At 32.4% G+C, this 15,390-nt stretch carries 10 protein-coding genes; all 10 read left to right on the top strand.

What is annotated here, in order from left to right:
* The first annotated feature begins 130 nt into the window (after positions 1-130).
* The 10 genes from MPF19_RS03820 to MPF19_RS03865 all read left to right on the top strand — a co-directional run bounded on the left by MPF19_RS03820 (position 131) and on the right by MPF19_RS03865 (position 15,380).
* A complete protein-coding gene (locus MPF19_RS03820; RefSeq protein WP_249986848.1) occupies positions 131-2,977 on the top strand; it encodes a glycoside hydrolase family 2 protein in 2,847 nt (948 codons plus the stop codon).
* A gap of 13 nt (positions 2,978-2,990) precedes the next feature.
* Positions 2,991-4,286: a glycoside hydrolase family 117 protein gene (locus MPF19_RS03825; RefSeq protein ID WP_249986849.1), complete on the top strand. Its 1,296-nt coding sequence runs from the start codon at positions 2,991-2,993 to the stop codon at positions 4,284-4,286.
* Positions 4,273-5,808 carry an alpha-L-fucosidase gene (locus tag MPF19_RS03830; RefSeq protein WP_249986850.1) on the top strand — a complete coding sequence of 512 codons (1,536 nt, stop codon included), beginning with the start codon at positions 4,273-4,275 and terminating at the stop codon, positions 5,806-5,808. Before MPF19_RS03825 ends, MPF19_RS03830 begins: the two co-directional genes overlap by 14 nt.
* Before the next feature lie 258 nt (positions 5,809-6,066).
* Positions 6,067-7,671, top strand: coding sequence for a DUF5060 domain-containing protein (locus tag MPF19_RS03835; RefSeq protein WP_249986851.1), 1,605 nt, complete (start codon positions 6,067-6,069; stop codon positions 7,669-7,671).
* Positions 7,672-7,694: 23 nt separating this feature from the next.
* Positions 7,695-9,341: a T9SS type A sorting domain-containing protein gene (locus MPF19_RS03840; protein WP_249986852.1), complete on the top strand. Its 1,647-nt coding sequence runs from the start codon at positions 7,695-7,697 to the stop codon at positions 9,339-9,341.
* A 5-nt stretch (positions 9,342-9,346) separates the two neighbouring features.
* Positions 9,347-10,054: a hypothetical protein gene (locus MPF19_RS03845; protein WP_249986853.1), complete on the top strand. Its 708-nt coding sequence runs from the start codon at positions 9,347-9,349 to the stop codon at positions 10,052-10,054.
* 180 nt (positions 10,055-10,234) lie between these two features.
* Positions 10,235-11,110 carry a family 16 glycosylhydrolase gene (locus MPF19_RS03850; protein ID WP_249986854.1) on the top strand — a complete coding sequence of 292 codons (876 nt, stop codon included), beginning with the start codon at positions 10,235-10,237 and terminating at the stop codon, positions 11,108-11,110.
* A 7-nt stretch (positions 11,111-11,117) separates the two neighbouring features.
* Entirely contained in the window at positions 11,118-12,407 is a 1,290-nt protein-coding gene (locus MPF19_RS03855; protein ID WP_249986855.1) for a glycoside hydrolase family 117 protein, read from the top strand.
* A 12-nt stretch (positions 12,408-12,419) separates the two neighbouring features.
* Positions 12,420-13,889 carry a sulfatase family protein gene (locus MPF19_RS03860; RefSeq protein WP_249986856.1) on the top strand — a complete coding sequence of 490 codons (1,470 nt, stop codon included), beginning with the start codon at positions 12,420-12,422 and terminating at the stop codon, positions 13,887-13,889.
* An 18-nt stretch (positions 13,890-13,907) separates the two neighbouring features.
* On the top strand, positions 13,908-15,380 hold the full coding sequence (locus MPF19_RS03865; RefSeq protein WP_249986857.1) for a sulfatase family protein: 1,473 nt from the start codon (positions 13,908-13,910) through the stop codon (positions 15,378-15,380).
* Positions 15,381-15,390: the final 10 nt, after the last annotated feature.

A 15,390-nucleotide genomic window follows, 5' to 3' on the forward strand; every position in this document is an offset into this window, starting at 1 on the left:
AATCTAAAATACAGATTTTTTGGTTTTTAATTCTAAAATCAAAATGAAACCAGCTAAATACCTCTATGGTTCTGCCTCGAGGATAGTTGGTTTCAAAAAAAATATTTAATTATAACAAGAAGATATCAATATGAAGAATAAATTCATTTTTACGACAATACTATTTTTATTATTAGTGTTTTCGGAAAACGTAAAAGCACAAGTTAATTCTGAAAAAAATCAAACGGAAATACATTATTTATCAGGAACTGGTAAAGACGATACTGTTGCTTGGGACTTTTATTGTTCTGATGGAATGAACAGTAAAAAATGGACTAAAATTGGCGTTCCTTCTTGTTGGGAATTACAAGGTTTTGGAAATTATAATTACGGACGTGATTTTAAGATTCCGAAAAAATATAATGATGAATACGGTTTGTACAAGCATACATTTTCTGTTCCTAAAAATTGGAAACAAAAAGAGGTTAAAATTGTATTTGAAGGAGTAATGACAGATTGCGAAGTTAAAATTAACGGAAAGTTGGCAGGCGAAATTCACCAAGGAGCGTTCTATGAGTTTAAATACGGAATTTCTAAATTGTTGAAATACGGAACTGAAAATTTATTAGAAGTAAAAGTGAATAAAATGTCTGCAAATGAATCTGTAAATTATGCAGAACGACATTCAGATTTCTGGATTTTTGGAGGGATTTATCGTCCTGTTTACCTTGAAGTATTGCCAAAAGAACACATAAATAATGTGGCCATAGATGCGCAAGCAAACGGAAATATTACAGCAGAATTGTTTTTTAATCCGAAGGAAGCAAAAACGGTTCAAATGAATTTGTTGGATTTAAACGGAGATATAGTTCAAGAACTTTCAGGTTTTACAACCGAAAAGAAAGAGGGGAAATGGATTTTAAAAGGAAAGGCTGCTAACGTAAAAACATGGAATGCCGAAAAACCGAATTTGTATGCGCTGAAAATGAATCTGCTTGATAAAAAAGGAAAAACTATTCATACCATTTCAAAACGAATTGGTTTCCGAACAGTAGAAATTCGTGAAAGTGACGGTATTTATGTGAACGGACAAAAAATTAAGTTTAAAGGTGTAAATCGTCATAGTTTTTATCCAAATTCTGGAAGAACAACTTCTAAGGAATTAAGTATTGAGCATATTAAAATGATGAAGGATATGAATATGAATGCGGTTCGCATGTCTCATTATCCGCCAGATGTTCACTTTTTAGAAGCGTGTGATTCTTTAGGTTTGTTTGTGATTGATGAATTATGTACTTGGCATAATCCTTACTTAGACACCAAGGTTGGAAAAAAGTTAGTGAAAGAAATGATTGTGCGTGATGTAAATCATTCATCCATTTTAATTTGGGCAAACGGAAATGAATCGGGTTGGAACCTTGAATTGGATAAAGAATTTTCTAAATGGGATGTTCAAAATCGTGAAGTAATTCATCCTTGGAATTCCTTTAAAAAGATGAATACCATGCATTATCCAGACTATTATAAATTCGCTTTTGATTCACCTGTAAAAGACAAAATTTATTTTCCAACAGAGTTTTTACATGGTTTATATGATGGAGGTCATGGTGCAGGTTTGGATGATTATTGGAAGCAAATGTGGAATATGCCTTTAGCAGCGGGAGGTTTTTTATGGGACTTTGCAGATGAAGGTGTAGTACGTACCGACAAAGGTGGTATTATCGATTTGGATAATAACCATGCAGCAGATGGTATTGTTGGTCCTTATGGAGAAAAAGAAGGAAGTTATTTTACGATAAAAGAAATATGGTCGCCAATTTTTATTGAGGACCGTTATATAAGAGATGATTTTTCCGGAGTTTTTAATGTAGAAAATCGCTATCATTTTACAAATTTGAATGAATGTTCAATGACAGCAAAATGGGTTCGTTTTAATGGACCAGGAGGTACTACAGATTTTAATATTGTATCAGAAAGTAAGGTTGAATTACCGGAATTATCGCCAGTAGCAAAAGGGAAATTTAAAGTTGATAAACCTAAGAATTGGAAATCTGCAGATGCTTTGTTTTTAACTGCCTCAGATATTCATGGCATGGAAATATTTACATGGACGTATCCTGTTAAAACCCCAAAGAAAATTAATGCAGACAAACTTAACTTCAATGTAAAAGGTAGTATTAAAACCATTAAAACTGATACTTTTATTACGGTAAGTGCAGGTGAAAATGAGTTTAAATTTTCTGCTGAAAATGGATTGTTGAAGGAAGTAAAGAAAAACGGAAAATTAATTCCGATAAAAGATGGACCAATTCTTTTAGGGAACAAATCAGCTTTAGAAAAAGTGAAAGTAAATGCATCTGATGATAAAGTTGAAATAACAGGATTGTTCAAGGAAAGAAAAAAATATTATGATTGGAAAGAGAATGATGAAATGACGTTGGATTTTTTCAAATGGACAATTTACCCTAATGGTTTACTTGATTTAAAGGTTGAACTCAGGAGTCAGAAAATTGTAGAAGGTTATATGGGAATCACATTTTCATTCCCTGAAGAAGAAGTAAAAGGGATGAAATGGCTTGGTGATGGTCCTTACCGTGTTTGGCGTAATCGTATGAAAGGAACTCAGTTTAGAGTTTGGGAAAATGATTATAATAATACAGTTACCGGAGAATCTGGGTTTGTATATCCTGAGTTTAAAGGATTCTTTTCGAGCTTAAATTGGGTAAAGTTAAAAGGGAAACAAGACAATGGATTTACAGTTTATTGTCATTCTGATTTAACTTTTTTAAGAATGTTAACTCCAGATCAACCTGCAGATCCTAAAAAAGGAGCGATAGTGACTAATTTTCCAAAAGGTGATATTTCTTTTGTAAAAAACATACCAGCAATGGGCACCAAGTTTATGCCAGCTTCTGCATCGGGTCCACAAGGAAGCCCTAAAAATTATTTTGGTAATGTAGATGAACCAATAAAGATAGATTTAACATTCGAATTTTAAAATATTGAAGAAAATGATAAAAAGAGGTCTCTTAATTTTTGCGTCCATTTTAGTATTAGTAGGGTGTGAAACAGAAAATAAAACAGTGAAAGAAGCTTCAAAAGAAGAATTTCCTTTTTTTATTCCTGCGGAAAAACCTGATAGACCTTTAAGTGCTGCGGTAACTCGTAATTATGATGCTTATGATAAAATTCGTCCAGAGCAAAATGAATTGTACACACAGTTTAAATATACGAAGTTAAAAGGGTTTGATTATAACGGCGGAGATGGAACAATTACAAGGCGAGATCCATCAAAAGTAATTTTTGAAAAAGGAAAATATTATGTTTGGTATACGGGAAGAAAATCACCTGTAAGACCTGTTGGAATGGCTAGTGCTAAAGAAGCTACAGATGTGATTCCTTCTGCAGATTGGGATTTGTCTGATATTTGGTACGCTACTTCTAAAGATGGTTTTACTTGGAAAGAAGAAGGAATTGCAGTTCCTCGTCCTCCAAAACCCCAAGCAGGTTGGCGCTCGGTAACTACAACAGATATTTTAAAATTTAAAGGAAAGTATTATTTATATTACCAAGCATTTATGGAAGCTAGTGGTTTAAGAGGTGATTTTTGCCCAGTTTCCGTGGCATATGCAGATTCTCCAGATGGACCTTGGACACATTCTAATAAAATTGTAATTCCGAATGGGCCAGAAGGTTCTTGGGATCAATTTTCAATTCACGATCCGTATCCTTTAGTACACGAGGGTAAAATATACTTGTACTACAAAGGCGATTTTGATAAAAGAAAAGAATTTAAACCTTCAAAAATAAGAATGCAAGGTTTGGCAATTGCAGAAAATCCTTTAGGTCCTTTTGTAAAACATCCTTTAAATCCGGTGATTAATTCGGGGCATGAAACAACCTTGTTTCCCTTTAAAGAAGGAGTTGCAGCCATTGTGCAACGCGATGGTATGGAGCATAATACTATTCAGTATGCAAAAGATTGGGTAAATTTCGAAATAGCTTCCATTACAGAATTGATGCCAGTTGCAGGCGGACCATTTGTACCGGATGCATTTACGGATACTAAAAATGGACGAGGAATTACTTGGGGGATTTCACATTTTATAAATGCTGATGGAAATTGGAATCATACCATTCTTACACGTTTTGATTGCGATTTAAGTCAAGATATAGATGATCAAAAAATGAAAGGACATCATTATAATTACGGTCCGGAATTTCATTATACGCATAAATTAAGTGGAGATCAAAAAAAGAGAATTATTAAAGAAACGAATAAACTTAAAGGAAATGAAACGAATTAAATTAAAATACTTTCTATTAATCGGAGCAATTGTAGTGGTAAGTTGCACTTCTACAAAAGAAAGTATTAAAAAAGAAAGTACTGTTATAAAACATTACGAGCCTACTTTTGAGTCATTAAAACAACATGGAGCTGCTCCAGAATGGTTTGCAGATGCAAAATTAGGAATGTACTTTCATTGGGGACCTTATAGTGTTCCGGCTTTTGGTAGTGCTTGGTATCCACATAATATGTACAAGGCTAAAGGAGGAATTCGTAAACATCATGAGAAAACTTACGGAAGTATTTATGAATTTGGATATGAAGATTTTATTCCGATGTTTAAAGCAGAACATTTTGATCCAGATGATTGGGCTAAATTATTTAAAAATACAGGAGCTAAATTTGCAGGTCCTGTAGCACAACATCATGATGGATTTGCCATGTGGGATAGTGAAGTGAATCCTTGGAATGCAGCAGATATGGGACCTAAAAGAGATATTTTGGGTGATATATTTAAATCGCTAAAGAAACAAGGTTTAAGAACCATTGCTACGTTTCATCATGCTCGAAATGGACAGCGTAATAGGGATAAACCTGAATTATGGGGAGATGCGTACGACAGTCATTATGTATATCAACCATATTTACCAACAGCAACTACAGATCCAAAATTGCGTAAATTATTTGGGAATTTTGAAACCATAGAAGAATTCAATCAATATTGGTTAGATCAAGTAAATGAAGTGGTGGATAAATACAGTCCGGATATTTTATGGTATGATTCCTGGTTGAATTTAATTCCGGAAGAAAAAAGAAATGAAATGGCAGCGCATCATTTTAACAACGGAATTAAGCAACATAAAGAAGTAATGCTAGCGCATAAACAACAAGATTTACCATCAGAATATAGTGTGTTGGATTATGAACAAGGAGGACGTAGAGATTCTTGGCCAACACCTTGGATGACCGATATTACGCTAGGGAAAAGTAGGTGGATGTACGTAGAAGGAGAGCCGTACAAAACTGCAGATTTGGTGGTGCGTAATATGATAGATGTTTGGAGTAAAAACGGTGTGGTATTGTTAAATGTTTCGCCACGGGCGGATGGAGTTATCAATCAAGAACAAAGAGATGTATTGAAAGAAATTGGAGATTGGATGAAAGTGCATGGTGAAGCGGTGTATGGAACAAGAGCACATAATATTTTTGGATTTGGAAATGCAAAAACAGGAAAAGGACACAATGCAGGACAGTCATCATCTGTAAATTATACGGCCAATGATATTCGTTTTACGGTAGCTAAAGATAAAAAGTCGATGTATATTTTCTTTTTAGGAGTGCCAAAACCAGGAGAACGAATTGAAATGAGATCTTTTGGAGGATACCACAGAAATATTCCACCAGGAAAAATTACAAAAATTACACATATGGGAACCAATGCAGAAACTAAGTTTGAGCTAACTACAGCTTCTTTCTTTTTAACAATTCCGGATGTGAAAATGAATAGTTTAGCCAATGTGTTTAAACTAGATTTAGAGTAAGATTTTTCTTTTTTATGATATCTAAACCACCGCTAAAACGGTGGTTTATTGTTTTTAATTTCTTAGTCAATGATAAACACTTTTATGAATAATATATTTGTAATGGTTCTTATTGCCTGCATTTAAGTCTTTATGTTATTGAAAAAGAACATTTCATATATAAACATGACTATTTGTGTAGCTTCTGTTTCTGTGTAATAAATATATTTACTTCATCTCAATAAGGAAGTATTCTATAATTTAAATACATTGAATAAAATGAAAAAAGTATCGGTTATTTTATTTTTATTAGTTTCATTTAATTCGTTTTCAAATATTGATAAATCAGATTATGCTAAAAAAATTACGATAGAACAATGGCAAGTACACGACTTTCTATTTAAAGCAACTCCTAATGTTCGTAATCCTTTTATTAAAAATTTTGAAGCTACATTTAAAAGTGAAAGTGGAGAACAAATAACTGTTCCTGGTTTTTATAATGGAGGTAATGAATGGATTGTTCGTTTTTCTACCTCTAAAATAGGAAAATGGCAATTTGTAACACAATCTGCATTAAAAAGTTTACGCAATAAAAAAGGTTCTTTTAGTGTAATTCCTACTAAAAATAATTCTGAACATGGCGGCATTATTGTAAAGCCAGAAAATCCACAATATTTTTATTATGAAGATGGTACTCCATATATGCAAATGGCTTATGAGTGCGATTGGTTGTTTGCGTTAGATTTTGAAAATAAAAAAGCAGCACCAAAAACAGCGTCCTTGTTAGATGATTTACAAAAAAACAATTTAAATCAGATAGTAACAACTGTATATTCTTTTGGAGCTAAATGGAAACGTGACCCTAAATTAGATGATTATCCAGAATACGATTACAGTAATGATTTGTCTATTTTTCCTTTTTTAGGAACTAATAAAATGCCTGATTTCAGGCTTTTAAACGTTGCCTATTTTCAGCAAATGGATAGAACGATTGCCATGATGAAAGAACGTAATATTTCTCTTCATTTAATGATTTATGTATGGAACAAATTAGTAAACTGGCCAGACGCAGAGACAGAAGCAGATAACATGTTTTTTGATTATATTATAAAGCGTTACCAAGCTTTTCCGAATGTAGTTTGGGATGTTGCTAAAGAAGCATATGATAGAAAACGGTGCTCTACAGCCTATATTTTAGAACGTTTAGAGCGCATTAAAAAATTAGATGCTTATAAGCGTTTAAAAACGGTGCACGAATATGATTTTTGTATTAAACATCCTGATAAAGTAGATATCATTTCGGCACAAAACTGGAGTGCAACTATTTATCACGACATGCTTGGTGTTAAAAAAGCATTTCCGAATAAACCAATTTTTAATATTGAGCATGGAGGCTATACAAAATCAGAATTTGAAGTTTTTCCAGGAGATTATGTAGATCCAGAAATTAGTTTGAGGAGAAATTACATGATTAACTTTTCGGGTACGTATAGCACGTATTATTGGCAAGGAACTTCTTGGTATGTCATGATTCACGATATTGAAAATCAGCCTAAAGGTTTTGTAAAACCAAAATATGAGTACTATAAAAACTTTGTAAATTTCTTTAAAAAGTATCCTTTTAATGAGTTTACACCAGACTTAAAAAGTAATAATAGCGGTTACACACTTACAAATAACAAAGGCGTGTTTTTAATGTACTTGCCAAAGTATAATTATCAAGCGTCCATTTTTTACTTATCGCCATTTTTTTCAAAAACAGGCACGTACCAATGGTTTAATACGCTAACGGGAGAATATAGTGAGGTATTTCAATTTAAAAAAGGCAATTTTATGAATCCTTGGTATAATAAAGCCGATGCGATTTTAATTCGTACACATTAAAAATAATTAAAAGTAAAATAACCATGTTCAATTTTAAAAAGTTAAAAAATAACTTTACTATAGGTTTCCTATTGTTAAATGCGTTTGTTTTTGCGCAAACAGAAACTGCAAATCCTAATAATATCGATCAAATTATTACTTGGGGAAATGATGGGGTTACTAAAAAAATTATACTTCCAGAAGGCCTATATGAATTTTCAAAAACCATAACGTTAACAAATAACGATTTAGTTTTAGAAGGTAGTGGAATGAGTAAAACAATCATAAAACAAACAGCCGTTAAAAATTCTTTGATTGATGCAAAAGGGAACAATTATAAGATAAGTAATTTAACATTAGATGGTGGTAAAAATCAAAAAACGTGGGGAAATTCAATTTTTAGATTTAATAAAAGTAGAGGACATCAATTTGAAAATGTTGAGTTTACAAATTCTAAATGGAATGGAGTAAATTCTATAGGTGCGTATCCTACGCATGGGTTGGTTTTAAAAAATTGTATTTTTTCGAACATAGAACTTTTTGCACTTCAAATCTTTAATCGAAATACAAATAATAGAGGAGGAAATGTTATTGTAAGTGTTGATAAAGTTTTGATTGATGGCTGTGTTTTTAAAGAAGGTTATGAAACGGCTATTTCATCAGATAATGGAAATGATAGAGAAAATAGTGGTGATGGAACTGGAAGAAGATATACAGAAAGTACCAGTTTAAACGGAACGATTATTCAAAACTGTACCTTCGAAAAAAGTAAGCAATTTCATATTGCAATGGTGCAAACAAAGGATGTAATTATTCAAAACAATACTTTTTTAGGAATGACAGATGACGCCGGTGGTGGATGTCAGCCAATTCATATGGAACAGTTTACACATAATATGGAAATTTATAACAATACATTTTCGATGCCAAATACGGTTTCACAAAAGTATACCTATATTCATATAAACGGAACAGAAGGTCATAAAAGAGTTACACAACAACAACCAAGTAATACTTACTCATCTTGGACTTACAATGTGTTTGGTAGTAATGAAAGAAGAGCAAGTACTTCTTGTGCAAAAACAGGTCATTTAGATAAGGATTGCAAACGAGATGTGCATGCGTATGGAGCAAGAAACATTTATATTGCTGGTAATGTATTTAATGAATCTACAAAAGTGTCTAGTTATATATCTGTAAATGAAGGCGAAAATCTACAGATTGGAACAAAGAAAGATGGTACAGTTTTGTTGAATAATTTTATTGGTGGTGATGAAAATACTAAGAAAATATCTTTTGGAGGAAATGACGAAGGTACAGGAGATGTATTAATTAAAGCAGGACAAAACGTAGTGCAAAGTAATGTTGATATTAAAGATGTATATTTTGATTTACCAGCAGTTCGTTTCAAAAAACCAATTGTTGTGGAAAAAACATTAAGCGTTCAAAAAAATGAAAAACTAGCGATACAGTTATTTTATCCTAACCCAGTAAAAGATCGCATTACGTTTCATAATTTGAATGGAACGATTAGAATCTCAACTTTATCTGGTAAAACAATAAAGGTTTTTAAAGTAAATGAAAAAGAGACAAATACTATAGATTTAAAAGGTTTTTCTTTAGGGATTTATATGGTAACCTATAGAGCTACAAATGGAGAAAAGAAAGTAGAAAAGTTAATGATTAAGTAAACCAGATGAGAAAAATATATGGTAGTATTTTAGTAATTATTTTTTGTTTTCAGTTGACTGCAGCTCAAAATAAAACAGACGAATCGTTAAAAGTTAAAAAAGGAATTTTACTGTTTTCTGATGATTTTGAAAGAACTGAAATTGGAGATAAGTGGGAAGTAAAAGAAAAATTCCTATCAGGATTTTCAATTGAAAAAGGTGTATTGGTTGCGAAAGAAATAAAAGATGCTGGTCATGGTTCTGTTACCAGAGCACATTTTAAGTATGCAGATGTGCTGATAGAATTTGATTTTAAGTTTGAAGGAGGAAAAAGATTCAATATAGTGATGGATGACAGCAACTGTAAATCCGTTCATGCAGGTCATATTTCTAGAGTTTCCTTTTCTAAAATGGGTTTTACTGTACAAGATGATAAAACCGGAAGTATGAATTTGAAGCTGAGAAATGAAATAAAAGGAGATCCAAAAAAGAAAGCTGAATTCAAAAAAATGTTAGCATCTAAAAAGGCTACCGTAAAAATGAAGTTTGAAGAAGGTAAATTTTATCACGCAGTTATAACCAAAAAGAATGCTGTTTTACAATGTGAAATAAATGGTAAAATAGCCACAATTAAATCTGAAGGAATTGCACATCCAACATTAAATAAATTTGGACCAACAGTAACTGGTGGAAATATTATGTTTGATAATTTTAAAATTTGGGAAATAGAGTAAGCAGAAAAATAGTTTTTAAATTAATATACAATTCTAAGGTTTCTTCTAAACTTCGAAATAATTATCTAAGAATAAGTTAGAATAGCACATATCTTATGTAAAGAAAGTGATTTGTTTAAGTTGTTTTTTAATCAAATCTTATTTTTACGGAAAGTATAATGAATAAAATATATATTGAATATGACAACATTTAAAAGAATAACAACTGTATTAATCTTGCTTGCAATGAACACTTTGTATGCGCAAAATTCTCCTTTTTTTAACAAAGATGAAGATCCAAAGCCAGAAGGATCAAAATGGAAATTAGTTAAAAATATGTCTGATGATTTTAATGGAAAAAAAGTAAATCAGAAAAAATGGCAAATATCGGGTCAAGGGTGGATTGGACGAGCACCAGGATTATTTATGGCAGAAAATGTTAAAGTTACAGATGGTAAACTTCAAATTACAACAACTAAATTGCCTAAATCCATAACCAAAAACGGGAAAGAATTTACACATGGAGGTGGTTATGTAGGATCAAGAAATGGAATGACTTATGGCTATTATGAAAGTAGAATGAAAGCTAACAAGAGTTTTATGTCATCAACATTTTGGTTGATAAATGAAAACAAAGGTGTTACGGGTTGTGATAAAAGAACCACAGAATTAGATATTCAAGAATGTGTTGGTCAAATTGTAAATGATGCACAATGGATGAAAAATTTTGATCAAGCAATGAACTCAAATACACATAGTAGAAATATTCCTGAAGGATGTGATTATATAAAAGGAACCAGCAAAGGAGGAGGTCTTATGCAAGGAAAAGTATATGATGATTTTCACGTTTATGGTGTTTGGTGGAAAAATAAAGATGAAATATTATTCTATTTAGATGGAAAGTTGGTGAAAAAAGTTACGCCTCCAGCAGATTTTAATATCCAAATGCATTTAAGGATGGTCGTAGAAACATATGACTGGAATCCGGTTCCTGCAAATGGAGGAATGGTTGGTTTATCAGAAAAAGATAGAACTACTTCTTACGATTGGGTACGTTCATGGAAATTAGTAAATTAAATTAGCAATGAAAAACACGTATAACATTTTAATGGTTTGTTTAACAGTCTCAATTCTATTGTCTTGTGCTGATAAAACTTCAGAAAAAGTAGTTGTCGAAAAGGCTTCAGAACAGCAATCTGGTTTTCCGAATGTACTACCTATGGAAAAACCAAATAGAAAAATGAGTGCTGCATTAAATAGATTATACGATGCATATCCTGCTCCTAAACCTCAAGCTAATGAATTGTTTTCGCAATTTAAATATACACCATTAAAAGGTTTTGATTATCATAATCATGATGGTACAATTAGCAGAAGAGATCCTTCTAAAGTAATAAAGCACAATGGAAAGTATTATGTATGGTATACGTACAGAAATACGCCAACTCCGCCTCGGGGAGCAGAAAAATCGACAGATAAAATTCCTTCATCAGATTGGGATTTAGCCGAAATTTGGTATGCAACCAGTAAAGATGGTTTCAATTGGGAAGAACAAGGTGTTGCTATAAAAAGACCAGAAAAACCGATAGTTGGTTGGAGAGCGGTTACTACAACAGATATTTTAAAATGGAAAGGAAAATACTACTTGTATTACCAAGGTTTTATGGAAGCAAGCGGAAAAAGAGGTGATGATTGTCCGGTGGCAGTTTCTTATGCAGATTCTCCAAATGGACCTTGGACAGCTTATAATAAAATTGTAATTCCGAATGGGGCAAAAGGTGAGTGGGATGAATATTCTATTCACGATCCGTATCCGCTAGTTTATAATGGTAAAATTTATTTATATTACAAATCAGATTTTGGTGTAAAACCAAATTGGATAAGAATGCAAGGTTTGGCAACTGCAGATAATCCTTTAGGTCCTTTTACCAAACATCCATTAAATCCTGTTATTTCATCTGGACACGAAACATCTTTGTTTCCTTTTAAAGACGGAATTGCAGCGATGGTTTATAAAGATGGAAATGAACATAATACAGTGCAATTTGCAAAAGACGGTGTAAACTTTGAGATTGCTTCAATTACAGAAATGATGCCGTATGCAGCGGCACCTTATGTGCCAGATGCATTTACAGATACAAAAGATGGTAGAGGTATTACTTGGGGATTGGCGCATTTTATAGGTTTGGGTAAAAAAGGACAATTTCACTCAATGTTGGCAAGATTTGACTGTGATTTAAGTCAAGATTTAGATGATCATGAAATGAAAGAGCCAAGAGTAAAATATACACCTGAAGATTATTTTAAACGTAGTTTAAGTAAAAAACAACAAAAAAGAATAGCGAAAGAAAATTCTAAACTATCAATAAAATAAAAAACTAGATTTATGAAACATATATATAGAATTCTTTTTTTAACTTTTTTTACTTCAGTTAATATACTTGTAGCTCAAGAAAAACCAAATATTTTAGTAATTCTTGCAGATGATTTGGGGTATGGAGATTTGGGTTTTACGGGTTCTAAAGAAATTAAAACGCCTAATTTAGATAAACTAGCAAATAAAGGAGTGGTTTTTAAAAACGGGTATGTTACACATCCGTTTTGTGGTCCTTCTCGAGCAGGATTAATTACTGGTAGATACCAAGCACGATTTGGATTGGAGATTAATTTAACCAATTCTAAATTTGATATGCATAGTGGTTTGCCATTATCAGAAAAAACTTTTGCAAGTAGACTTAAAAAATCGGGATATAAAACCGGAATTATTGGGAAATGGCATTTAGGTGGGGCAGAACCATTTCAACCTAACAGTAGAGGTTTTGATTATTTCTACGGATTCTTGTCAGGAGGACATCGATATTGGCCACATGAGTTGAAAACATTTCAACCATTGGTTTCAAAAAAGACAGGAAAACCTAGTTATACTGCTAATGAAGGTACTGCTGAACCATTGACTAGAAATAACCAACCCGCAACTTATTCGGAATATTTAACTACGGCTTTGAGTAAAGATGCCGCCAAATTTGTGGCAGAAAGTGAAAAACCTTTTTGTTTGTATTTGGCTTACAATGCACCACATTCTCCAATTGAAGCTCCTAAAAAAACGATAGATAAATATAAGAATATTAAAGACCTTAAAAGAAGAACTTATGCTGCAATGATCGATGAATTAGATCAAGGAATCGGAAGGGTAATTGCTTCTTTAAAAGCATCAGGGAAATTTGAAAATACAATGATCTTTTTTCTTTCTGATAATGGAGGAGTTCCTGCGAAAAAAGGATATACATATGCGAGTAATGAACCTTTTTTAGGAGGAAAAGGAAGTATGTATGAAGGCGGACATCATGTTCCTTTTATTTTACATTGGCCAAACGGAAAATTGAAAACGGGTGAGTTTGAAGGCCTAGTTTCTTCATTGGATATCGCTGCCACTGCAGTTGCTGTTGGTAATGGAGATACTTCAGGGAAAGGGTTTGATGGTAAAAATTTACTTCCTTTTTTGCAAGGAAAGAAAAAGGGTTCTCCTCATGAAGCTCTATTCTGGCGAACTAACGGAAATAAATCTTGGGCTGTTCGTACAGAAAAATCTAAATATTTATTTGAAAGCAGAAACGAAGAAGAAGGGCAATTGTTTAACATGTTAAAAGATCCTTATGAGAGAAATAATATCATTGCCATTTCACCTGAGCTAAGAAAAAAACTTGCTAAAAAATGGAATACTTGGAATAAGGACAATATTGAAAATATTTATTTACCAGCTAGTTCTTATCAAAAAGAACGATTGAAAATGTATAAGAAATTAAACGACCGTCTTAGAAAAGAAGCTGCGAGTAAGAAACCATTAATAATTAAATAATTAAGTATAATTACCATTATGAAAAAACTCCATTTTATTATCTTGAGTTTGCTGACATCATTTGCAATTCAAACAGGTTATTCACAAAATAAAAAACCAAATATATTGGTAATATTAGCTGATGATTTAGGTTATGGAGATCTTGGTTTTACAGGATCTAAAGACATTCAAACACCTAATTTAGATAAACTAGCAGATAATGGGGTTATTATGAAAAACGGTTATGTTACGCATCCCTATTGTGGGCCATCAAGAGCAGGTTTAATTACCGGAAGATATCAAGCGCGTTTTGGTTTGGAAATCAACCTTACAAATTCACCTTATGACATGTATAATGGTTTGCCGTTAACCGAGCAAACTTTTGCAAATCGTTTGCAAAAAACAGGTTATGAAACCGGAGTTATAGGTAAATGGCATTTGGGAGGTTCAGATACTTTTCATCCAAATAATCGTGGTTTCGATTATTTCTACGGATTTTTATCGGGAGGACATTCTTATTTTCCAAAGAACGTAAAAACGCATATGCCGTTAATCAACCCTAAAAATAATACACCACATTATAGTGCTAATGAAGGTAGTTATTGGCCTTTAACAAGAAATGACCAAGCAGGAGAATTTAATGAGTATTTAACAACTGCATTAAGTAAAGATGCAGCAAAATTTGTGAGTAAAAGCGATAAACCATTTTGTTTGTATTTGGCATATAATGCACCGCATTTACCTTTAGAAGCGCCAAAAGAAACGATTGAGAAATATAGTTTTATAAAAGATAAAAAACGTAGAACTTACGCGGCTATGGTAGACGAATTAGATCAAGGAATTGGGATTGTTATAGAGGCTTTAAAAAAATCTGGTAAGTTAGACAATACTTTAATTTTCTTTTTATCTGATAATGGAGGTCCAAGAAAAATGGGAGAAACATTTGCTAGTAATGGTAAGTTTAAAGAAGGAAAAGGAAGTATGTATGAAGGTGGTTGTCATGTGCCTTTTATAGTGCATTATCCGAATGGAAATTTTAAAGTTAAAAAGTTTGATGGTTTGGTTTCGGCCTTAGATATTGCTGCCACGGCGGTTGCTCTTGGTAACGGAGATACCTCAGGAAAATCGTTGGAAGGAAAAAATTTAATTCCATATTTAAAAGGGGATAAAAAAGGTTCTCCGCATGAAGCTTTGTTTTGGAGAATGCAAGATGGTAAAGCTTGGGGAGTGAGAACTATGGATGCTAAATTTCTACAGCGAAATAAAAAAACTGCAGTACCAGAATTGTTTAATATGGCTGTAGACCCTTATGAAGATTATGATATCATTTCTAAATCACCAAAACTAAGAAAAGAATTGGCAAAACTTTGGAACGATTGGAATAGTGAAAACATAAGTAATATTTATTTACAAGCTGGTGCATATCAAAAGAAACGATTAGATATGTATAAAAAAATGTATGAAGATTTGGTAGAAAAATCGAAAAAAGTGAAGCTTTTAGAAATAGAATAACAATAATTTT

Origin of the sequence: Polaribacter sp. Z014 (assembly GCF_023555435.1) — a bacterium.
GTDB lineage: Bacteria > Bacteroidota > Bacteroidia > Flavobacteriales > Flavobacteriaceae > Polaribacter.